General features: G+C 38.7%; 21 protein-coding genes. 20 read left to right on the forward strand and 1 reads right to left on the reverse strand.

Annotation, left to right across the window (positions count from 1 at the left end; translation table 11 throughout):
* Nucleotides 1-35: 35 nt before the first annotated feature.
* The 8 genes from topA (at nt 36) to EQG49_RS13225 (ending at nt 11,959) form a co-directional block, all read left to right on the forward strand.
* Complete coding sequence (topA, locus tag EQG49_RS13190) at nt 36-2,132, forward strand: type I DNA topoisomerase (RefSeq protein WP_133364428.1); 2,097 nt, start codon at nt 36-38, stop codon at nt 2,130-2,132.
* Between the two features lie 565 nt (nt 2,133-2,697).
* The gene (locus tag EQG49_RS13195; RefSeq protein ID WP_133364429.1) at nt 2,698-2,940 is read left to right on the forward strand and encodes a hypothetical protein; all 243 of its coding nucleotides are present in this window, start codon (nt 2,698-2,700) and stop codon (nt 2,938-2,940) included.
* 75 nt (nt 2,941-3,015) lie between these two features.
* Nucleotides 3,016-5,037, forward strand: a complete 2,022-nt coding sequence (locus EQG49_RS13200) for a cation:proton antiporter (protein ID WP_133364430.1) — start codon at nt 3,016-3,018, stop codon at nt 5,035-5,037.
* 168 nt (nt 5,038-5,205) lie between these two features.
* The gene (locus EQG49_RS13205; RefSeq protein WP_133364431.1) at nt 5,206-5,973 is read left to right on the forward strand and encodes a tyrosine-protein phosphatase; all 768 of its coding nucleotides are present in this window, start codon (nt 5,206-5,208) and stop codon (nt 5,971-5,973) included.
* Nucleotides 5,974-5,989: 16 nt separating this feature from the next.
* Nucleotides 5,990-6,775, forward strand: a complete 786-nt coding sequence (recO, locus tag EQG49_RS13210) for a DNA repair protein RecO (protein ID WP_133364432.1) — start codon at nt 5,990-5,992, stop codon at nt 6,773-6,775.
* 332 nt (nt 6,776-7,107) lie between these two features.
* Nucleotides 7,108-9,876 (forward strand): cation-translocating P-type ATPase, encoded by a 2,769-nt coding sequence (locus EQG49_RS13215; RefSeq protein WP_133364433.1) that lies wholly within the window; start codon nt 7,108-7,110, stop codon nt 9,874-9,876.
* Between the two features lie 576 nt (nt 9,877-10,452).
* Nucleotides 10,453-11,370 (forward strand): C40 family peptidase, encoded by a 918-nt coding sequence (locus EQG49_RS13220; RefSeq protein ID WP_165964912.1) that lies wholly within the window; start codon nt 10,453-10,455, stop codon nt 11,368-11,370.
* Nucleotides 11,371-11,575: 205 nt separating this feature from the next.
* On the forward strand, nt 11,576-11,959 hold the full coding sequence (locus EQG49_RS13225; RefSeq protein ID WP_133364435.1) for a hypothetical protein: 384 nt from the start codon (nt 11,576-11,578) through the stop codon (nt 11,957-11,959).
* Nucleotides 11,960-12,070: 111 nt separating this feature from the next.
* Here the strand turns inward: EQG49_RS13225 and EQG49_RS13230 are convergent, their stop codons facing one another.
* The gene (locus EQG49_RS13230; protein WP_133364436.1) at nt 12,071-14,806 is read right to left on the reverse strand and encodes a leucine-rich repeat protein; all 2,736 of its coding nucleotides are present in this window, start codon (nt 14,804-14,806) and stop codon (nt 12,071-12,073) included.
* 296 nt (nt 14,807-15,102) lie between these two features.
* On the opposite strand from EQG49_RS13230, the gene EQG49_RS13235 reads away from it, so the two are divergent.
* From EQG49_RS13235 to EQG49_RS13285, 12 genes are all read left to right on the forward strand, one after another.
* Nucleotides 15,103-15,495 carry a hypothetical protein gene (locus EQG49_RS13235; protein WP_133364437.1) on the forward strand — a complete coding sequence of 131 codons (393 nt, stop codon included), beginning with the start codon at nt 15,103-15,105 and terminating at the stop codon, nt 15,493-15,495.
* Nucleotides 15,496-15,741: 246 nt separating this feature from the next.
* Entirely contained in the window at nt 15,742-16,587 is an 846-nt protein-coding gene (locus EQG49_RS13240; protein ID WP_133364438.1) for a helix-turn-helix domain-containing protein, read from the forward strand.
* Nucleotides 16,588-16,683: 96 nt separating this feature from the next.
* Nucleotides 16,684-17,244, forward strand: coding sequence for a tyrosine-type recombinase/integrase (locus EQG49_RS13245; RefSeq protein ID WP_133364439.1), 561 nt, complete (start codon nt 16,684-16,686; stop codon nt 17,242-17,244).
* A gap of 631 nt (nt 17,245-17,875) precedes the next feature.
* On the forward strand, nt 17,876-18,115 hold the full coding sequence (locus EQG49_RS13250; protein ID WP_133364440.1) for a helix-turn-helix domain-containing protein: 240 nt from the start codon (nt 17,876-17,878) through the stop codon (nt 18,113-18,115).
* A 168-nt stretch (nt 18,116-18,283) separates the two neighbouring features.
* Nucleotides 18,284-18,550 (forward strand): hypothetical protein, encoded by a 267-nt coding sequence (locus EQG49_RS13810; protein ID WP_165964913.1) that lies wholly within the window; start codon nt 18,284-18,286, stop codon nt 18,548-18,550.
* A gap of 424 nt (nt 18,551-18,974) precedes the next feature.
* Complete coding sequence (locus EQG49_RS13255; protein ID WP_133364441.1) at nt 18,975-19,988, forward strand: hypothetical protein; 1,014 nt, start codon at nt 18,975-18,977, stop codon at nt 19,986-19,988.
* Nucleotides 19,989-20,013: 25 nt separating this feature from the next.
* The gene (locus EQG49_RS13260; RefSeq protein ID WP_133364442.1) at nt 20,014-20,220 is read left to right on the forward strand and encodes a hypothetical protein; all 207 of its coding nucleotides are present in this window, start codon (nt 20,014-20,016) and stop codon (nt 20,218-20,220) included.
* Nucleotides 20,220-20,585, forward strand: a complete 366-nt coding sequence (locus tag EQG49_RS13265; RefSeq protein ID WP_133364443.1) for a hypothetical protein — start codon at nt 20,220-20,222, stop codon at nt 20,583-20,585. Before EQG49_RS13260 ends, EQG49_RS13265 begins: the two co-directional genes overlap by 1 nt.
* Nucleotides 20,586-20,624: 39 nt before the next feature.
* On the forward strand, nt 20,625-21,095 hold the full coding sequence (locus EQG49_RS13270; RefSeq protein WP_133364444.1) for a thioredoxin family protein: 471 nt from the start codon (nt 20,625-20,627) through the stop codon (nt 21,093-21,095).
* A gap of 109 nt (nt 21,096-21,204) precedes the next feature.
* Nucleotides 21,205-22,182: a hypothetical protein gene (locus EQG49_RS13275; protein WP_133364445.1), complete on the forward strand. Its 978-nt coding sequence runs from the start codon at nt 21,205-21,207 to the stop codon at nt 22,180-22,182.
* Nucleotides 22,183-22,521: 339 nt separating this feature from the next.
* Nucleotides 22,522-22,800 (forward strand): hypothetical protein, encoded by a 279-nt coding sequence (locus EQG49_RS13280; RefSeq protein ID WP_133364446.1) that lies wholly within the window; start codon nt 22,522-22,524, stop codon nt 22,798-22,800.
* 23 nt (nt 22,801-22,823) lie between these two features.
* On the forward strand, nt 22,824-23,324 hold the full coding sequence (locus tag EQG49_RS13285) for a hypothetical protein (RefSeq protein WP_133364447.1): 501 nt from the start codon (nt 22,824-22,826) through the stop codon (nt 23,322-23,324).
* Nucleotide 23,325: the final 1 nt, after the last annotated feature.

A 23,325-nucleotide genomic window follows, 5' to 3' on the forward strand; every position in this document is an offset into this window, starting at 1 on the left:
TATAGAAGAAAAAATAAAAATTAGGAGCGTTTTACATGGCGACAGCTAAAAAAACTACAACAAAACGCAAGAAAAACTTGGTCATTGTGGAATCACCATCAAAGGCCAAGACCATTGAAAAATACCTTGGTAGCACCTATAAAGTTGTGGCATCGCTAGGCCACGTGCGTGATTTGCCAAAATCACAAATGGGTGTTGATGTTGAAAATCACTTTGAACCTAAATACATTTCAATTCGCGGTAAAGGCGATGTTATCAAGGGCTTACGTAAAGAAGCCAAAGCTGCTAAAAAAGTTTATCTCGCAAGTGACCCGGATCGCGAAGGGGAAGCCATTGCTTGGCACTTAAGTCACTTACTTGATTTGGATATTGAAGATGATAACCGGGTGGTGTTTAACGAAATTACCAAAGACGCCGTTAAGGATGCCTTTAAAACACCCCGCTCAATTGATATGAATTTGGTGGATGCCCAACAAGCGCGGCGGATTCTTGACCGCTTGGTTGGTTATTCAATTTCACCAGTGCTGTGGAAGAAAGTCAAAAAAGGCTTATCTGCGGGTCGGGTACAATCAATTGCGTTGGATTTAATTATTAAGCGTGAAAAAGAAATTGAAGCCTTTGTGCCAGAAGAATACTGGACACTTGATACCGAATTTAAAAAAGATAAAACTAATTTTAAAGCGAATTTCTATGGCTTGAATGGTAAAAAAGCACCGTTGCCTGATAATGATGCTGTGCAAGCAGTCTTGGCCAAAATTGACCAAGCGGGTGATTTTGATATTACTAATGTGGTGCGCAAGGAACGTAAGCGCCAACCACAACCACCATTTACGACTTCCACGATGCAACAAACGGCCAATACCCAGTTGAATTTCCGGACACGGAAAACGATGATGGCTGCGCAGCAATTGTATGAAGGAATTAATTTGGGCGGAAAAGAAGGTACCGTTGGGTTAATTACCTATATGCGGACTGATTCAACCCGGATTTCAGAAATTGCCAAGCATGATGCGTCAAAGTTTATCCATGAAGAATACGGTGAAGATTTCGCCGCAATCAAACCACGTGAAGTCAAAAACCAAGAAGGTGCCCAAGATGCCCACGAAGCAATTCGGCCATCTTCAGTATTCCGCACACCAGCTTCAATCAAAGACAAGCTGACTAATGATCAATTTAAATTGTATTCATTAATCTGGTCACGTTTTGTTGCCAGTCAAATGACACCTGAAGTTTTGGATACGATGACAGTAACAATCGAGCAAAATGGGGTCACATTCCGCGCTAATGGTTCAAAAACTAAATTTGCCGGGTTTACAAAGGCATATCCATCAGCTAAGGAAAAAGATAACGTCTTGCCCGATATTGAAATCGGCGATAACGTTACCTTGAGTACGACCAATCCAGATCAACACTTTACTCAACCACCTGCACGTTATTCTGAAGCCGCATTAATCAAAGCGTTGGAAGAAAACGGTGTTGGTCGACCATCAACCTACGCACCAACGTTGGACACTATTCAACGACGTAACTATGTGAAGTTGGAAGCCCGGCGCTTTGAACCAACCGAAATTGGGATGATTGTGGAAGATGTCATCAAAGACTTCTTCCCAGACATCATTGATATTAAATTTACGGCCAAGGTCGAAGAAGAACTTGATAATGTCGAAGTTGGGAATGAAGAATGGGTCAAAGTCATCGAAAACTTCTTCGGTCCATTTTCTAAAGAAGTCCAAGAAGCTGAAGAAAACTTGGAAAAGATCACGATAAAAGATGAACCAGCTGGATTCAACTGTGAACTTTGTGGTGCCCCAATGGTCGTTAAGCTCGGTCGTTACGGAAAATTCTTTGCTTGTTCACGTTTTCCAGATTGTCGGAATACCAAGGCCGTCGTCAAAGAAATTGGGATGCTTTGTCCTACGTGTGGCATCGGGCAAGTAGTTGAACGTAAATCACGTCGCAACCGGGTATTTTATGGTTGCTCACGTTACCCTGAATGTGAATTCACTTCATGGGATAAGCCATTGGCACGTAACTGTCCACACGATGATCACTTCTTGGTCGAAAAGAAGGTCAAGGGCGGCAAGCAAGTTGTTTGTCCAAATGGCGATTACGAAGAAGATGTGCAAAAATAAATAAATTCATTATCGAACCATGCTCTATTTTGTCTGACGTGGGATTGAAGAAAATTGGTCACTGCGTGCCAGTAAATTACTTGGCGCACCACGCTAGAAGCACATTGCCAAGCCGAAGTGCGTTCTTGGCAAACTCGGACAAGCTGGGCTTCTAAGGAATAGATCCCTAAGAAGCCTCATCTTATCCTCAGCGGCGACATGTGTTTTACACATATCACCCCAGGCGCAGTGCATGGGAAAACTGAAAATAGAACCTCAGTAATTTGATGATTAAAAACAATTCCACGTTAGAAAAAATATAGCCGCAAATAGCCCAATTTCACTCATAAAAAGTGAAATTGGGCTATTTTTGTAGGCACGATATTCACTAATACTGATGCCTGAAATGTTTTCGTTATTTAGCACGCTGAAGCTTGTCACTGGTACTGAAAGTCAATTGACATGTTTTTGCTATCGAAATGAGGATAGTTTTACGTTATAATGTTAATAACATTTTAGCAAGACGTAAAAAATTGATAAATTTAAATCAACTTCTCCCATGAGGTAGAAAGTAAGGTACGTGCCCGTGAAAGACTCGCAACGCCTTTTTTTAGTACACAAGTGGATTACAATTACTCTATTGAGTTTACTGGAACTAGCTTTTATTAGTAACTCAGTGTTTATCGTGCTCGATGTCTTCGTGGATATTATTCACTCAGACGTTTATGATGACATGAATAAGCCATTCCTGGCGATAATTTTGATTATCTCAGCAGTGGTGATGATTCTTAATGCCATTTTTATTCGGGATGTATTGCATGATCAATAAGGTTTGCGCTAACATGCGTGAGCCTTTTTTGTTATAATTAAATGCTATTAAAGTATGATTTGAAAGGTCAATAATATGGCAAGTTTTTACGTAATAATTTTAGTTATGGTGGGTGTGCTCATCGCCCAACTGATTGGTGGTAATCTGAATAAAATTCCGTTAGCGTTTATTCAAATTGCCATCGGGATTGGGTTGAGTTTTATCCCACTTTTGAATCACTTTGAAATGGAACCAAAATTGTTCTTGTTAGTAATAATTGCGCCATTGATGTTTAATGATAGCCAAAATATTAATTTGAAATCAATTTTGCGCCACTTCAAATCAACGTTTACCTTGGCAGTAATATTAGCCGTACTAACGATTGTCTTAATTGGTTTTGTCGTTAATTGGCGGGTGGCGGTCTTTACACTGCCATTAGCGATTGCCCTTGGGTCGATTGTTGCACCAACAGATGCAGTGGCAGTCAAGTCAGTTACTGCCACAACGGTGATGCCCAAGCACGTGATGCAGTCGTTGGAATATGAATCATTATTCAACGATGCATCCGGTTTAGTGATTTTTGATTTAGCATTATCCGTAATTATGACAAATGAGTTTTCGTTTAGCGAGGGCTTGAGTAATTTCGCTTATGTTTTCTTTGGCGGTTTATTGGTCGGCTTGGTGGCCGGGTTGATAATCGTTAATTTACGTGCCCAGTTGATGGCCAAAGAAATTACAGATACAGGTGTGATGATTCCATTGAGTATTTTGACACCTTTTGCAGTTTATATGTTGGCAGAACATTTGGGCGTGTCTGGGATTTTAGGGGTGGTTGCTACAGGAATGGTGCAAGCGTTTTTCCACACGAGATTACGCTTAACCTCAACCCGGATGCAAGTGGTGAACACCGAAATTTGGGATATTATCAGTGATATTTTAAATGGATTTGTATTCATTTTACTAGGGGTGATGTTGCCTACAGTAATGGTGCAAATGTATAATGTTTCACCGCAATTAATGCCTATGAGTTTTACCGTTGCTTTACTCATCTATGTGTTGATGGTTGCGATACGGTATTTATTTGTACGTTTAAATTTGGCTGATCAACACTGGCCAAAAGACGCTAAAGGACTCGATGCGATTTTATTTGGTTTAGGTGGTGTGCACGGAACAATTACTTTGGCGATGGCCTTGTCATTACCGCTCACACTCCATGGGGCAGCATTCCCATACCGCGATGAAATAATTTTTATCGCTGCAAATGTAATTCTCATTAGTTTACTGGTACCAGCGGTTGTTTTCCCACGGATATTACCGGCCAAAGTTGAATCGGTGACCTTGGATGAATTGCAAGCTAAACGCGAAGAGATGATTCAGTTTTCACTCCATCGGTTAAAGGAAACTGGTATTGATAATACGATTCAGTCAGCCGTGAGCGATAACTTGTTGACACAAAATGGTTTCAAAGAAGGTAATCGTGAAGAAATCCAACGCTTGCTTGAAGGTGTGAATGAAGTTTCTACGGATACCATTATGAATGCCATTGATGAGGGTAATTTGCCTAAAAGTGCGATTAAAGTATTACGACAAAGTTTACGTCACACCAGTAGTAAACAAAAAATTACAGTTAAAACGTTTAAACACGCCTTTAAAGTGTGGCGGCATCGGGTGCATAAACGCCGCTACCTTAAGTTAAAAGACAAATATAAGGGACGCCGAGTTGAAAAGTTTAAACAACGCGAACCAGAGCGCTATCAAAAAATTTCTGATCGAATTGAATTGACCAAACAAGTGCAAGCAGCAGTTGAAGCTGCCACGCAACAATATTTGGAAGCTCAGACAACCGAGGATAATTTGACAGAAATTAATACGGTTTATAGTGCTTACCAAGTACGTTGGCGCCAATTTAACCGCACACGGGAAGGTGCTGATGTACAACTCGATGACGCACAGTTGCATGAAGCATATGTCCAAGCATTCCAGTTTGAATATCAATATGTTACAGATAGTTTGAATGCAGGAATTATTAATAATGCCTTGGCTAAGAAGCTTCAAGAAGTGATTTCAAGTTCTGAAATGGTGCAGTTCTCATCTGGTAACTTGAGTGATGAAGACTAAGTTGACGGAAATGCTATAATATTAATATTGGAGATGGCAAGCTATATGTGCCATCCCCGTACATAACAAACAACGACTGATGTATTTTAGGATAATTATTTATAATCCCCGTCCAGTTGTTGATATGCTTATCAAGTCCAATAAATTAACGAATGAGGTGCAGACAACATGATTGATATTCATAGTCACTTATTACCAAATATTGATGATGGTTCACCATCATTAGCGGCAAGCTTAGATTTGGCACAACAAGCGGTGGCCGATGGGGTGACCCATGTATTAATGACTCCCCATCACATGAATGAAAAATATGAAAACCCCAAAGCCAGTGTAATAGCGGCAACAGCAGCGTTCCAAGCAGAATTGGATGCTAATGAAATACCACTGACCGTTTTTCCAAGTCAAGAAATTCGACTAACACGGGGGTTATTGGATGAATTAGCTGCTGGTGAGTTGCTCGGTGCGGACGAAAATGCTAAGTATCTCTTAATTGAGTTCCCTGATAACGTAGTGCCAGACTATGCTGGACAATATTTCTATGAATTACAACGGTTGGGACATACACCAATTATTGCCCACCCAGAGCGGAATACAGCGATTATTAATAATCCCGAGTTGCTAAAGGATTTACTTAAACAAGGCGCATTAGCACAGCTCACCGCTAGTTCGTATGTGGGGACTTTTGGCACAATGGTTGCGGAATTTGCCGAACAGTTGGTAGCAGCGAACTGGGTTAATTTTGTTGTCTCAGATGCGCACGTCTTGCCCGGACGTAAATACGAAATGACCGCGGCGTTACAAAAGCTCGGCTCACAACGGGCAGCTGAATATGAAGCAAATGCAAAAGCGGCCGTTAACGGTACACCAATTAAACGGGCACCTATGGCAGCAAGCTTAACGAAACCAAGTTTATTCAAACGTTTATTTAGTAAATAATTGAGGGAGGTGGCCGATGGTAAATCGCTTTGATGGCATCATCATGTATCGGCGTGATTATCGCGAGCGTGATTTATTAGTTAAAATTTTGACACGCCAAGCAGGTAAGCGAATGTTTATGCTGAAAAATGCAAAGCGGCCAAGCTATCCACTCGCTGGTGACGTGCTACCGTTTACGTTAGGTCAATATGAAGGTAAGCTGAATCCAAAAGGTTTGTCCTTTCTCGATACGGCAATCCAAACGACACATTTTAAAAACATTACCGAAGATATTGTGATTAATGCCTATTTTACGTATATCATCGGCTTGTTGGATGCTGCATTTGAAGATGGCCAACCGATGGAGCGTTGGTTTGACATGACGGTATCAGCATTAGCCAAACTCGACGCGGGGATGGATCCACAAGTGATTGCTAATATTTTTGCAATTCAGTTGTTGGGGGCATTTGGGGTTCAACCAGAGTTACGGACGTGTGTACTATGCGGTCGTAACGATATGCAGCTAGATTATTCCGAAAAATTTAACGGCTTGATTTGTGCGCGTCACTGGGACGAAGATGAGCACCGCCTAGACTTATCAGCTAAGGCAGTCTTCTATATTCAACAGTTTAGTGTGGTTGACTTGGCGAAGGTTAATTCAATTAATGTCAGTGCACCCACAAAAGCCAATATCCAAAAATTCATTGATTTGTTGTATGAAAATTCAGTGGGAATTCATATTCGTGCAAAACGCTTCTTGGATCAAATGACCAAGTGGCAAAATGTTTTGATTAAACGTGAAAAAGGTGATGAAGAGCAGTGATAGTAGTGCTTAAGTTTACGGCTATATTCCGTCTGACGTGTGATTGAATAAAATTTGCCACTGCGTTAGTTAGTAATGGTTCTCAAACTAGTGCCTTAGATAGATTCCGTGGTACGTGAGTATTAAACAAAAGCGAAGAAATTCTCAAACTCGAGATAATCTTCGCTTTTTTTGTGCGCATAAATCGCTAATAATTATCATTAGTTTCTTTTTATATCTCCTCGTGTTAAACTATAAATACGCTTACAAAAAATAAGCATCGTTTCAAGACTTTGGGGGAAGGGTGGTATTCAGAAATTTACAGACGTATTCAAACATAAGGGGGCACGCTAATGGAGTATTATTCAAAAAGTACCACCGCGACCTTAAATGAGTTTAAGGTTGACGAGAAAATTGGCTTAACCGCAGCGCAAGTTGTGGCAGCCAACGACACATATGGAGCTAACACGCTAACTACTAAAGCAGAAATTCCGTATTGGAAAATGTATTTACTTAGTTTCAAAGAGCCACTGATTATTGTATTGGTCGGGGCGGTAATTTTATCGTTTGTTAGTGCATTGTATGATTTAAATGTCGCACATGATACGGCGCATGGAATGGCTTCAATCTATGAAGGGGTTGCAATTTTATTTTTAGTCATCGTTAATGCAACGCTTTCCTTTTGGCAAGAAGTTAGTGCACGTAAAGGGCTTAATTCATTAAAGCAAATTGCAACCCGCCAAACTGCAACTTTACGGGATCGTGTATGGAGCTATCTAGATGCAACTGCACTTGTACCCGGCGATATTATCAAAGTTGAGCTAGGTGACTTCATTGAAGCCGATGTCCGGTGGTTACAAACGTCGGAGCTAGAAGTAATTGAGTCGCACTTGACCGGTGAGTCTGATGCAATTCAAAAGCAGATTGATACTTTAGACAAGGATATTCCGATTGGTGATCGTACTAATATGGGATACTCAGGTTCAACAGTTACAAACGGTAGCGCACAAGGTATCGTTGTGGCCACTGGCCAAGCCACGGAACTTGGTAAAATTGCTGAATTAATTCAAAATGTTGCGGATAAAACGAGCCCATTACAAAAATCAATTGATAAGTTAGCTAAGGTATTGATGTTTGTAGCTGCTGGCTTAGTAACCTTGACGATCATCGTCAGCTTTGTCCGTGGTTACAATATAAGTGGGACAATCACAATTACGGACGTGGTTAATATGCTGTCAACCGCGATTGTCTTAGCAGTAGCCGCTATTCCGGATGCGCTACCAGTTGTCCTCTCAATCGTGTTAACTATTGGGGCGAGTCGGTTGGTCGTTAATAAGGGACTTATCAAATCCCTCAAGAGTGTTGAAACTTTAGGGGCGACGTCGTTTGTGACTTCCGACAAGACTGGGACGTTAACCAAGAATGAAATGACCGTCGTTAAATTCTTTGCAAATGGAACGACCTTTGATGTGACGGGACGAGGGTATGAATCTACGGGGGCTGTCATGCCACAAACTGAGTCGGCGAATGGCTATGATGAATTTATCAAAGGCGCGCTGCTAAATAATGAGGCAAGTGTTTCTCGTGATGAAACAGGGATGCGCGTGCCTTATGGTAATCCAACCGAAGTCGCCTTAGTTGTATTGGGTGAAAAGATTGGGCAGACGCGTGAAGCGATATTAGACTCATCAACCGAAATTGTACGGGTGCTACCGTTTGATAGTACACGTAAGATGATGAGTGTGATTGTCAAATATCGTGATGAATATACGCTATACACAAAGGGTGCACCAGACATCATTATTCAAAACGCTAAAAGTGCGGTTATTGCGGATAAGGATATTGCAATTACGGCAGCCCAGGCAATTTTACAAGCAAAAATTACCGAATTTGCGGAGGGTGCTTTACGGACATTAGCGATTGCACAACGCAAAATTACGGCAGCTGAGGCACTTGGCGGTAGTGTTAACGATTTAGAAGAACACTTAGTAGTTACCGGGATTGTCGGAATTATTGATCCACCGCGTGAAGAAGTGCGTGATTCCGTTAAAACATTACACGATGCACATATCAATGTGGTGATGATTACTGGTGATCACGAAGCAACGGCACGGGCAATTGCCTACGACTTGCAGATTGTTGATAACAAACAAGCGCCGGTCATCCAAGGTGTCCAGATTGAGGCAATGACGGATGAAGAATTGTTTATCGTCGTGCCTGATGTGCGAGTTTATGCGCGAGTTTCACCAGAACACAAGCAACGAATTATTGAACAATTGCAACGGCATGGTGAAATTGTGGCAATGACCGGTGATGGCGTGAACGATGCACCAGCGTTGAAAGCTGCCGACATCGGAATTGCGATGGGGATTACTGGGACCGAGGTTACCAAAGATGCCGCTGATTTGATTTTACTAGATGACAAATTTACGACGATTGAAAAAGCGATTGAAAGCGGCCGGATGATTTACGCGAATATCAAGAATTTTATCCGCCATGAGTTAATCACCAACGTTGCTGAAGTCTTATCATTACTGATTGGTCTGTTGTTTATCACAACAACTATCAATAAAGTTGAGGTGGGAACACCGACATTAACGGCGTTAATGGTGTTGTGGGTCAACATGGTTAGTGATTCACTACCATCATTTGCAATAGGTTATGATACGGCACAAGCTAACCTGATGAGTGAGAGGCCCCGTAATCCCAAAGAATCAATCCTAGCAAATGGGACGTGGTCACGGGTCTTGATTCGGGGGACGATTATGGGGTTGATGGTATTCCTAGCCTTCCTATGGGCAGCACATATGGGGATGCCAGCTGAGAAGGCGCAAACGGTGGCATTCTTAACTTTGGTATTTGGACAATTATGGCACGTCTTTGATGCCCGGAGTTCAAGTACACTGTATCACCGGAATCCATTTGACAATAAGCGTTTAGTTTTAGCGGTATTATTTGCCGGTAGTAGTTCAATCGCTGTGACATTATTACCATTCTTCAACACTGTAATGGGTACAGCACCATTGAGCTTCCCGCTTTATCTTGCGGTATTATTTGTTCCTGCAATTCCAACATTTGTCTTGTCAGGGATCAAAGAACTATTCGGGGTTAAGTTTTTTTAATAAGGTAGGAAGTGGGACAAAAGGTGTTTTGCAATCTTGATATAATGAAACTTAATTCGTCAGCGATAGTGAGCAAAGCGAACGTGGTGATGAATTAAGTGAGTTATATCAATGGTTGCAGCCTTTTGTTCCACGTTAATAAGCCGGATTTCTACCTTACACAATAAGGAGAAATCCGGCTTATTTTGCTGGCTGGACAAATTATGTCCCAGCCCCTTTTATGTATAAAGAATTGGACCGTTGTGTACGCTCTCCGCGTGTGTGTGGTAATTTTGGGGTTTGTTTAATTTATTTGTTTGAATATTCACAAATGGGGGATGTCGGCTCTGATAATATGGGGTATAATTAATCCCGTATAAGTTTATTCAAACTAATAGTATTCAAAACTGAGGGTTGTGTTAAGCAATTTTTTGAGAACCATCGTACAATTTAAGTGCGGAAAGCACTTGAGGAAACGAGGTGATTCTCATGTTACTCAGTGAACGTATTAAGCGATTTAGCAATTATTTGAACAATTGTTTCTGCTTGGTAGGGCAAACAGAAATGCACATACTAAAAGGGATAGGAAATTATATCATGAAGAACAAGCTTTTTAAGGGAGCAATCGCGGCACTTGCTATGGCTGGAGTATTTGCAATTGCGCAACCACAAGGACATGCAATGATTAACGGTACTGAAGCATATCTGACGGGGATGGAATATCATGATGCGCCAATCTATCAGCAAAAAGTAGTGTCAAAGCACATCACGGTTGGGTATCAAGAAACGAAAAATCATAAGCTAATCCGGCATGCTAATTTGGTGTTCAACAGAGTTAGTCAAACTCGGCATGCACATAATCGTGGTAACGCGGTCGAAGAATTTAATATTCGGATGATGCGTAATGGTAAAGCTTACGTCACGAAGCCATCTGCTGCTACTGGTTATGGCAATCCCGCGTATTATGTGATTTCTAAAGGCCACGCTAAGATTATTAACGGGGTTAAAGTTGGTTGGTCTAATGCAGATAATCTGTATTTCAAATGGTCAGACAACATGGTAACGCTTGCTACTAAGTCAACAAATGCAACAAAAGATACAGCTGTTAAATATAATGGCAAAGTCTTGTCAGATAATAAACTGCAAGTAAATAACTCAACAAGTTTGTCACACGCTAACTGGCGGACGTTAGTGGTTAAGGAAGCTAAATCACTAAAAGGTGGTCGCTACGTTTACAACGGACACACGCTCTCAGCAGGTACGGATTGTGCCGGATTTACCGAACTGGCTTATCTTTTAGCTGGGAAGCAAGACATTGGTTCGACGACTTCTAGCCAACACTCACGGATGCGACACATTAGTTTGCACTCAGTTAAGCCCGCTGATCTTGTTTGGCGCCATGGACACGTTGGTATGTATATTGGACATGGTCAAGTTTTGCAAGATCTTATCGGTGGGGTTCACTACAGTGCGTACTATCCAAGTCAATGGTCAACTGCACTTCGTGTGAAGTAATAAGAAGGTTGTTGGCATGTTCCAAAATGGATTAATGTGCTAGTTAGTGATTGTGCGTAGTAGTCTAAATTTGGTAAGTATGATATAGATTGTAAAAAAGCCTTATCTATTCAATGGATAGGGCTTTTATTAGTTTGTAAATTGGTTGAAACACGTTGTGGCTGTACGCGTGTAATGTAGATTGATGTTGGAGGTGAGCAATAATATGAGTAAAAATAAAGGATTAGTAATTTCTGCTGTATTGAATGTATTATTAGTAATTGTTCTTATTGTGTTGCTAATTGAATTTATTCCCAGGAATTTTAACAATATCCGTGGATCATTTGTGAATGAAAAGCCAAATCAAAACCAAAAATTGATTTCTTTGTATGGAAAAAAGTTTGTCGAATATGATGCTGGCGAACAAGTTCGTGCTGGGGAACAAGAATATCTTGGGCATAATATTTTTGAGTTAAAAGCTAGTAAGGGTGAAAATACGATTGTTGTTGTAAAAAATAATAAAACACTATTCGTGAAAACAGCAGATAGTACTAAAACGGTCACGTATCAACGTTCTTCAGCGGCGCCAACTGATTTTAGTGCTAAATGATTTTTAAGTCAGTAAATGGATATTAATAAAGTGTGATATTAATAAAGTGTTATTACGGCACACAAAAAAGGTTGGAACGATTAAATTCCAACCTTTTTGTGTATCCAATTATTAAGAACGGCGTTTGTTTAAGCCAAACCAACCGAGGAGACCCGCAAGAATGAGGGCACCAAGTGATGGTAGCAAGAAACTTGCCATGTTACCGGATTTAGGAAGCGTCGTCTTAGTGCGCTTGGCACTAGCTTGCTTTTTGGTATTACCTTTTTTGGCGTGGTCTTTCTTTGGTTTGTTTTGCTTGTGCTTTTTATCTTGACCAGTACCAGGCAACTTACCGGGCGTTTTACCAGGTTTTGTCACCGGCTTTGCTACTGGTTTTGGAGTGGTAGGCAATCCGCCAGTGCCTGGCAATCCGCCTGGCGTAGTGGGCGTTGTAGGTGTGTCCGGCGTTGTAACAGTTTGCTTATCGTAGACGAATGTATAATTACGATTAGCGTTATCATCGAACGTCACTTTGGTGCCAACTAATTCATCGTGCAATTCCCAGCCAGCAGTGGGGATGAAACGTGATGGTGCGAGGAGGGTAGTGCCATAAAGATCCTTAAAGTCATAATTTGCAAATGATTTTGGCGTCAAATCGATGATATCATCGACGTAACCAGAAATCACTTCTGGGTCTTCAAGGTTAGTTCCGTTATCGTCAACACGGTAAATCGTAATTGGCGCAGCAATTTTACGGAATTGGTAAACTACTTCGCGATCACCGGCGTCAATAGATCCAGATTCAACACCAGATACATATTGTCCAGGACCGTAGCCCGCGATGCTTGGTACACCAGGGAAATCATAAGTATCACCTTTAAGCCCCGCAAAATTAAATGGCGTTACATCAGCACCATCACCGTCAACTGCAATCGGGTCACCGTATTGATCAATATACTTGTATGTTACGGAACCTTTCGCAGCATAAACAAATTTATAGCTGCGGCCATTGTTATCACCATAATCCAACTCATCCGGGTTATCAAGCATGTCAATAGCATCATCCCAATCACCAGTTGAGGCAGAATCGGCGTTATCACTACTCATTAGAGTACGGAAGCCGTAATCAGGGAACTCACGTAGTGCCAAGTCAACGATAGTGTCATACTCACCATTGAACACTTGAGTATCTAATGGGTTACCATCAGTATCGACCCAATAAACTGTAAATGGATGTGGTGCGACTTGATCATACTCATAAGTGATTGTTTGGTTCAGTTCAGTCACTGCCTGTGGCGAATCGCTGAGAAGCTTACCATTTTCATAACCAGCTATGCTAGGAGCATCAGGGGCTGTGAAGTAATCACTTTGGTTAAGTGCGGGATCTGAAATACGGACATTGAAAATTTGGGGGGCAATCGGAGTGCCATCTGTTCCCTTAGTAATTGTCCGACCTTTTTCATCGATATATTCAGAAGTAATCGTAGCATTAATGTACCAAACTGAATTGGCAGTTTTAAAGCTATTCCCAGTATTAATATAATCACGGAATTTAATCGCCATCGCTAGGTCATCTTCGGTGGGATTATTAGAATCCGTGGCACCAACGGGCGTGATGATACCGCTACCTACTAAGCTTGGGAAGGCATTTGTTGAGGTAGGTAGTGATAAATCATTACGCAGGCCACCAATGTGCAGAGTGGGTGTTTGTCCGTAGAAGGTAGTGTAATAGTAGTTGTAGGAGAACGCACCTGATCCAATTGAAGTTAAGCTAGGTAGGTTAACTAAATTAATGTTTTGCATATAATAATTACCGGAGAAAGCCCAATCACCGATGGATTGTAATTTCTGCAAACCAGTTAGGTTAATTTCGCTAAAGTTACAGGCAGAAAACGCACTCGGCCCGATGGTGGTAAGATTTGTTAACTTTGAAAGATCAAACCCAGAGAAAGTAGCAAACCAACCATCATTAGAGAAAGCCCCTTGACCAATCGTTGTCAAACTCGTGACACTGTCGAGATTGATGGTATACAAGGAAGTACAGTTTGAGAAAGAAACCATACCCAAAGTGGTTAAGCTCGGTACGTCCTCAAAATAAACGGTGCCTAAACTAGCATTACCTTCAAATGCATAATCGTCAATCGTTGTTAAAACAGGCAAATTAATTAATTGAAGGGAGGTAAAACTCTTACTCAGAAATGCTTGCTTACCAATTATTTTTAAATTGGGTAAGCCTTTAATTGTAACAGAGGTAATTGGGTAGGCAGTATTCAGAAATGCCCCTTGTCCAAGCGCAACGACATTGGCAAAATCATCACCAGTAATTGTTAAGTTACCGTCCCAAGCTTTAAAGGCATCACTACTAGTGAATGATGAACTGAACCCAGTAATTGTTGTGCCGGCCGCGTCGTATGAGAAGTCACTTTTGACGAAAGTATGCGCAGTACGAGGCGTTTTAGCTTTGGTTGCGGTGTCCTTGGCAACTTCAGGTTTAGCTGATTTTGCTTGGTCTACTTTGTTGGTAGTTGTGGTTTTAGTTGGATCTTCAGCTGTTTCTTTAGCTGAGACTTCAGTTGAAGTAGTAGTATCTTCGGTCACCTTTGTAGTTTCGGATTCATTGGTAATCGTTAAGTCGCCATCTGGTAACACATCGGGAATTTCGATGACGGGACTAGTTGTCTCAGTTGCTTCGTCATCTTTTGAGCTGTCAGTTGCTGTTATTTCGCTTTGTTCCGTAACTAAGGCATCGGCCAATACAACTGGTGTTGCGCCCATGCCACTAATTAGGGTAATTGTGGCAAGGCCAGCATAAACCCAGTTTTTCCCACTTTTGTACATTTTAAAATGTTGTTTGGTTTGGTTTTCCATAATAAATACTCCAATTTGTTAATTAATAATCGCAACATTCATATTACGTTTAGAATGTGAAGAAAGCATGAGTTGAGCGTGAAAAGACGGTGAATGCCTAGTGCTGAAGGGAATTGCTTCGAGGTTAATGGAAGTGTATGGGAAATAAGCTTCATTATAATAAGGTTGCAAACCACTTTTTGGCACACTTGCTATAATAAATTGTATTTCTGCTGCATTTAATAATATAAGGGAAACCGTTGATTTTACGTATGTGGTATACTGCTTATATACTCGGATTGAGAAGGGCAAACATTATGACTGTAAAAAATGATGAAATAAAATATCAGCAACTTGTTGATGTGACGGCAAAGCTAACGTTGACCATTGCTGCGATGGAACAGGCACTTGAAAAAAATAAACGGCTGACTGACTATTATGTTGCGCATATTGCCGATGAAAATAGTGCGGAAAACATCAAGATTTTGGCCGAGGATCAAACGTACATTCAAAACAAAATCACGGAAGTTCAGGAAATGATTGCTGATAACAAGCGAGTTATTGATGGCGGTGTTGAAATGGTTAAGACCGCTATGTTCGTTAATGAAATGAACGATGAAGATTGGGCCAATGTAATTGAAGATAACGTGCATGTCGCCACTGGTACTGAAAAGATAACTAATTATTACGCTGGATTACCAGAAGTTTAGTTAGGGTTGGGTAAGCAAAAAGCTTAAAATCAGTCGAAAAATTTATCGAATTTCAACGGATAAGTGTAGAGCAAAGGAATCGTAGAATATGAAAACATTAAAAAGATTGAGTTTGGTTTTATTCTTAGTTATTATTTCCATATTTGTAATTTGACCTTTTTGCTATTAACCATACATTTTGTCGTAAAGACAGCGAACCTATTAGTGAAGCGAAACGTGTCATATATTTTTCGGAGGATTTCTATAATGAATACATACGGTGAAACATTTCAAGCGATACGACTTAATAAGAATGTATCTTTACGGGCAGTTAGTGAAGGAATTGCAAGCGACTCGTTCGTGGGGAAGTTTGAAAAAGGATTAACAAATATTAGTTTTGATAAGTTAGTTCACTTGGTCGAAAGATTGAATGTGACGGTTGAAGAATTTTTATTTTTGGATAGTACGCACAATGATTATTTTTCAGTATTGCTTGATGAGATGAATACAGCCTATACAAATGCAGATATTAGTAAGTTGATTGCATTGGCTGATGAACAATTACGCATTTATCGGGATACCAATGTTCCGAGTTATAAGTGTAACTGGATAATGGTTCGAAGTTTGATTTCTGACTTGGAAGATGAGAAGTTAGACGATGAATTTACGAATTATATAGTTAACTATCTTGTTGGAATAAGTGAGTGGACGTTGTATGAGGTTATTCTTTTTGCCAATTCAGTGCATATATTTGACATGAACACGATTATGTTATTGACTGATGAAATTTTGAATAAGGATGCGCTTATTAATTTTGAAAAAAACAAAAGAATTGTAGTTGATACACTATTAAATATCGCTAGAGTTTTCATTGAAGACGGACAGCGTATGTATGCTTCTAGGATATTAGCTAAGGTTAAGCGTATTTCAATGGATGATATATATTACTCGAGTCGTACCAATTTTTTGTTTGTGCAGGGACTCTATGAAATAAAGTTTGGGGATCGGCAAGCAGGTGAAAAACGCTGTGATAACGCCTTACAAGTAATGGAATTGTTAGGTGATTCAGAACTCGTAGCGTTAAAAAGGCATTATCTTGATAGTTTTAACTAATTTGTGGTATATATGACACAATACTAATTTTTGTGGGCTGGGTGATTCCTCTGGAATGTTCCAGCCTTTTTTGTTGTCGCGCTTAACTTTAACTTAATGACATATCAAGTTGATTTGGATCGAATTTTTGATTACTTGCCAACACAAGAGACTTTTAAAAATGGTTTGAGAGATGAAGCTTTGATTGAAGTATTGTATGGCACGAGTATTCGTGTTGGTGAGCTTGTAAGTATGAAAATATCGAATGTTGACTACGTAAACCATCGCCTAAAAGTAATGGGCAAAGGCTCTAAAGAACGATATGTTCCGCTAGGTCGTAAGGCTGAATTTGCATTAAAAAAATATTGTTTTGAGGAACGGAATGAAAAAATACCAGCGTTTAGCGACTACGTATTTCTTAATAGTTACGGTAGACGGTTAAGTTCGCAGAGCGCTGAGTTCATCGTAGCAGACACATGTGAAAAAGCTGGCGTGTCTAAACGTGTTTATCTACACATGTTTAGACACACGATGGCTACTAATTTGTTAGATAATGGCGCTGATTTGATAAGCATTAAGCAAATTTGGGGCCATTCTAGTGTATCAACGACTATGATTTATACACACGTTTCATCGAAATCGTTGTTAGATTCTTATCATAAATTTTTCACTAGGTAAAACTTTTCGCATTTTTTAACAACTTGGATAAATATACGAGAAGTTGCATTTTATGATTTAAGTGTGAATGGTGTTCACACTTAAATCATTTGCACAATAATACACATGTGCTATTATTATCTCAGGATTCAATTCAAGTATTGTTTATGACTTTTAACTATTGGTTATTATTGGCTGTTCTTGACTATTGACTGTTCTTGACTATTGGCTATTGGCTGTTCATAAATTAATATAAATAAACAACTGACATTAGGTTGCATTGTGCGTAACGAGTTTACGGCTCAATCCATACACCTAGTTTACATAATATATATTGTATGTTAACTACGTTAAAACGTTTGTGTTGTCAGTCTAGTTTTTTATATTAAATGAATAGTAATAGTGATAGTGAAAGTAATAGTGATAGTGAAAGTAATAGTAATAGTGAAAGTAATAGTGATAGTGAAAGCAATAGTGAAAATAATAATAGTGCTAATACTAATAAATGAGAATAGTTTCTAGCTAATAAACCCTTGGAGGGAACTCCAAGGGTTTATTTTTTTATTCACATTTGAGATATTAATACAGCAAATGTGAATATTTATTGAATTAAGTTTGATATTTTATCGAAAAGAAGGGAGTGAGGGGTTACATGACTACTACTGGTATAGGTTATAGGATACGCGTTTTAAGAATATTGGAGAATGAAAATCAACTTCAAATGGCTCGGAGGATTAGTGTTGTTCAATCTACTGTTTCGATGTTGGAGCATAATGCTTATCCTGCTGATCCAAATCCATTATATAAAAAAATTGCTAGTGTGTATGGAGTTCGGCAGTCATGGCTTGTATATGGTCAAGGTCGCATGAGAGACAAGGTAGAAAATGATTAGTGATTCTTTTCGAGTTGGCACTTGAAAATCGCTTAGAACGAATTATATGAAAAAAAACCAGTTAACTTGGCTGTCGGCTGGTTTGAAGAAAAAATTGTAAAAACGTAGTACTCATTTCTTTAAAAACGGAAGGTTTGGCAACCTTTACCTGATAAACCACTTTGGCGGGTGGTATTCAAAATTAATGGAACCGACAAGAAACAACGAGAATCAACTGGAATCAATTCAAAACTGGAATCAATTCAAAACTGGAATCAATTCAAAACTGGAATCAATTCAAAGCTCGTACCAATTCAAAACTGGAATCAATTCAAAACTGGAATCAATTCAAAACTGGAATCAATTCAAAGCTCGTACCAATTCAAAGCTTGTATCAATCCAAAGCAAAGTTTGTATCAATCCAAAATTACAAAATTAGAAACAATTCAAAATTAGAATCAATTCAAATTAGAATCAATTCAAAATTAGAATCAATTCCAAATTAGAATCAATCCAAAATTAGAGTCAATCCAAAATTAGAATCAATCCAAAAGTAGAGTCAATCCAAAATTAGAATCAATTCAAAAATAGTAAGTCATTGGTAATTACTTTGTAAATACTGATGTCAGTTGTCAGTTGCTGCGACAGCTACGGAGCTACAGCTCTACGGCTGTTTGTGCTTAACTATGGCACTGGTCATTAATTTATAAGTAAATTTTAACCGGAATTTACTCGCCCGTCAAAAAAAAGCAAAAAAAATTATATACATTTTTTTTGCATATAGTTCAAATGTTTTCACATGTATTTAAGCGTTTTTGAAAAAACAGGTAAATGTTGTCACATCATAATATTCGTTTAAAGAAACTTAGAGGAGAAAAAAATGACAGAGAAAACTGGAACAATAACAAATCGAAGTAAGCGTAATCCATTTGAGATGATTCCTCGAGATTTATTACAAGACCACTCTATCTCATTTGGTGCGATGGGACTTCTTAGTAACATGGTAAGTCATTCTACTGAATTTACGTTGCATAAAACGTGGTTATATACTACAAATTCAGTAGATGGTCGTCGAGTTGTTGATAAATACTGGCAGGAACTTGTTGAAGCAGGCTATTTATTTCAATGGCGTAAACGTAATGGTCAACGCCTAGATTATGCTTATGATTTTTCTGTTGAACGTTTTACAGCAAGTGAAGTATTAGCTTTGGTAGAGGAACGATACAATTCTGGGTGGATGATATACCGCAAAGAATTGGGAGCTAAATTACTAACTCCTGAAACTGATATTCGGTCGGCGTTACCAGAAAGTTTTGTTGATACGGATCGAGATGAGATTCAAAAAATGCACGAAAAAGGTATGTCCTCAGGTGTTCAATTTGTACACCTCAACAAAGCCCGTCAAATCAAGGATTCTTCAGGTGTGCATTCTGAACAGCTCACCGTGAGCTGTTCAGCCCGTACAAGTAATAAAGACTTAATAAATAAAGACTTAATAAATGATGATGATGATGAATATGTGTCAATGAAATCTGCCAACAAAAGCCAAGATTCAGTTGTTCCTGAAAAAACAGAAAAAAATGATAGCGCTGAAAAAGAATCAATGTCTGAAACAGTAATTCGCGAATTTGAGGATTCATTTGGGAAAGCGTTAAATCCGACTGAGAAAAAACATGTACGAAAATTGTCTCAAAAATATTCACGGGATGACCTCATGAGTGCGATAGAAATTACGAGTCTGTATTCGCCTACAAATGCACCTGTAAAATATTTTGAAACAACACTATCGAACTTGCATAAAAAACGTGCAGAGAAGTCTGAATTACGAATTCACGATATTCCGTTAGTTGCTGATATTTTCCACACTGAGTATTTAAACTCAAGTGCCAATTAAGTTGTGCAAAGGAATTGGATGTCACATGAATCGTTCAGAGTACAGAAAAATAAAGAGAAAGAAAGTCGTGGGTGAGTTACCAGTTTCATTTCGCCAAGTTGCCGTTTACAAAAAAGAGTCGGATTGGCTTGAAGTAATTATTTGTATTGTGTTTGGTGTTTTCTTGGTGTTATTAGTTTTTGAAATTGGTGTTCACTTAGGTTTTATTCATACAAAAATAGAGGTGAAGTAATGAGTATTGTTAATACATGGCACGTTATAGCTCGTGCATTAGTTGTTCAACCAGTAGATGGCGACCCAAGTAATTCTGTCGCTGGTTTGTCGGAGGAACTATTAAAGTTTGATATTCCCCGGTCAAATTCAAAAGATGATTACAAAGCGGGTGATGTGGTTAGTGTTCAATTTTTCAAAGGTGATTGGAAATTCATGGGAATGGTTCGAGTTGAAGCACGTCCATTCCGTTTTTCCTCAGAATATTCAGAGTTAGAAGCTGAAGGCATTGTGCTTAGCAACATTGGCGAGTATGCAGATATTGCTAAGCCAATCATTCAAACTTTGGCATTGGAATCTGTTTCTAAATTGTTGCTGCGTAAGTAGTAATTCTGTTTTTAGTGTTTGAAAATTGGAGGTTTTTTTATGCAAGGTCAAAATCAAAAAGTTAAAGGATTAAGTTTGCGGGTAAAAGTGATTGTAGTAATCGTTGGATTGGGTGTGATTTTTTTAACTTTGTTGCTCTTTAATGGTTACATGAAAAATTCAATAAAAAGTGATTTAGGCAGTGGGTTGGATTTGAAGCAAACTGTACGTTTAAACAGTGTGATGAATTCTCGGAACCTTGCTAGACACCGTAAGGTAATATTAGTTTTCTTTAAATCTGGATGTCCTGATTGTCAGTCTGTGACCAAACAAGTTAATGAATTGGTGCAAGAAAATCCCGATATATTGACGGTTAAGTTAGACGCTAAATCTGCTAAAAGTAAACGCTATTTTGATTTGTATAAGGTGAAACATGTGCCTACTTTTCAGCGAATGGACGATGGGTTTGTTAGTAAATATCAAGGGGTTGATGTAAAAAAAATTACCGAAATGTTTGAAAAAAATGAATGATGATTCTCACTCTGTAATCAACTTTTAGAGGAGAAATAGAGCAATTGTGGGATTTATGAGTTTCAGCGAAATTTGTTGATTATTTTGAGAAAGTGTAGAGGAAAAGATAATGAGAGGTATTGGTGAAAGTTATCCTGCATATTTTTTTCGGTGGTGGAAGCCTCGAAAAATACTGCACCGTTTTGTTTGGGTGGGTGCCGTGTTCTTAACGATGATTGCATTATTTGTGTCAGCTCGTTTTGACGCAAGCCCTATTAGTGAAAAACCTACACCGTTGAATATGTACCAAGGGTTCGTTAATTCAAATGATTCAATTGCGTTAGTTTCAAAAAAGTATTCTGAAACTAAAAATGTTTTGGTTGCTCAATTTGCAATAAGTAACTCAAATGATGGTGTTACAGTGCCGTTTAACAAACTTGCTTTCCAAGTTCAGGTAAAGAATTTAAGAGCTGCTAAGGACGCAAAAGTTGAAATAATTCCAACAACCGAGAGTCATTTCGTGCTGTTAATTAGGGGCTTGAAAGATAACTATAAAGCTTTGACTTTTAGCGTTGCAAACATAAATGATGTGGACGATTTAGGCGCTGATGATTCTGATTTAGCGACAGATGTAGATTTAGTTAATGAGTATTCATCATCGTCATCGTCGCAGCAAAATACACCTGATATTTTGAATTTTTATGTGCTTCCCACAAAGAAAATGGTCGATAACAAAATGACGATTGATTCAAAAATAGGTTATGCCGTTTCTGGTGTGAATACACAAATTAGTGTTTTAAAAGCGCAAATCAAAAAGGGAACTGATCGTATTGAACTTCACAACAAAGAGATACAACAAAACCAGCAAAAGATTAAAACATTACAAGACAAAATGAAGTACGATGTTCAATCTGAAATTGATAATGATAACAATACAATTCAAGGCTATCAAAGTGATATAGGTTCAATTCAAAATCAAATCGATTCAATTAATGCTAATAACAAAAATTTTGAAGAAAAAATTGCATTACTTGAGAAACAAAAAAGTGATATTAAAGCCGGGGTTGTAAAGTTAGGCGGTAAAGTTGTTGTTCAACAAATGAAGTAAGACACTTTAAAAAAAGTATTCTTGGTCATATTTTTATGACTGTTTTATATAGCGTTTTGTCATATTGATTGGCAAAACAGCTGTTTCGTTTGTGCACACAGTACAACGCACAAAAAGCACGCAAAGTGAAATAAAAGCACTCGTTATAGCACACGGACAGCACACAGCGAGAAAATTTAGGCGCCTTTGGAAACCCCCACACTGTGGGGTCGGCTGCTTGTCAGGCGATAGTTTCCCTTATGCTCTTTAGAAAATATTACGGCGTGTGCTAATTCTGAATGAATTTGTAGAGATTATAGGTTCATCCAAAATAGAAAAACGAAAGGTGGTTTTACTGTTATGAGTCGGCTAGATTTGAAAAACGTACCTGATGATGTTGTTAAAGAAATTGAAGTTGGTGCTACTGAAAGAAATATGAGTAGGTCTGAATATTCTGTTAGGCTGCTGAAGCTTGCGCTTAGATTTGAGAATGAAAAACAAGTTTTATCGCCGTATCAATATGTTCTAAATCAGCAAAATATGTTACTGAATAAGTTAACCAATGGGAATAAAAAAATTGTGGATAAACTTGATGATTTGCAGGTTCAATTCGATATGTTTTTTGATGAGAATGGGTAAAACAAATGACGTGAGGAATAAGAATGGGAAAAAATATAACTATCCGCTTGAACGATAATGAGACTCAAATACTTAATGAAATTGTTGATTATTTTAGCCAACAATCAAAGATTGTTTTAGGCAACAGCAATGGTACGTATAGTCCCGTTTTGAAAGAAGTTTTGCGTAGCTTTTATAATGTTTTTGTTGCAAATAATTTTAGCGATGATTATTTAAAAAGGACTGAAAATATTTTTAATATGACGGCTACGGATCCAGCAATTGTTGAATTAAAAAAGTTTGTAATTGAGTCCCATGATGATTTGAAATCCCAACAAAATCAAATTGATTTAATGATTACTGAGAGTTTATTACTTGCGATGAGGTCTTTAATATTGTTATCGCCTAGTTACGAAACCGAATTGGAAAAAACTAATTCATTTTATGTTAGAGGAACTCGTGAAAACGAGATTTATGAAAAATTAAAAGATATAAGAAAAGATGGAAAGGATGTCAATTTTAATAAAACAAAATGGCATAACTAGG

The sequence above is a fragment of the Periweissella cryptocerci genome (genome assembly GCF_004358325.1).
Classification (GTDB): domain Bacteria; phylum Bacillota; class Bacilli; order Lactobacillales; family Lactobacillaceae; genus Periweissella; species Periweissella cryptocerci.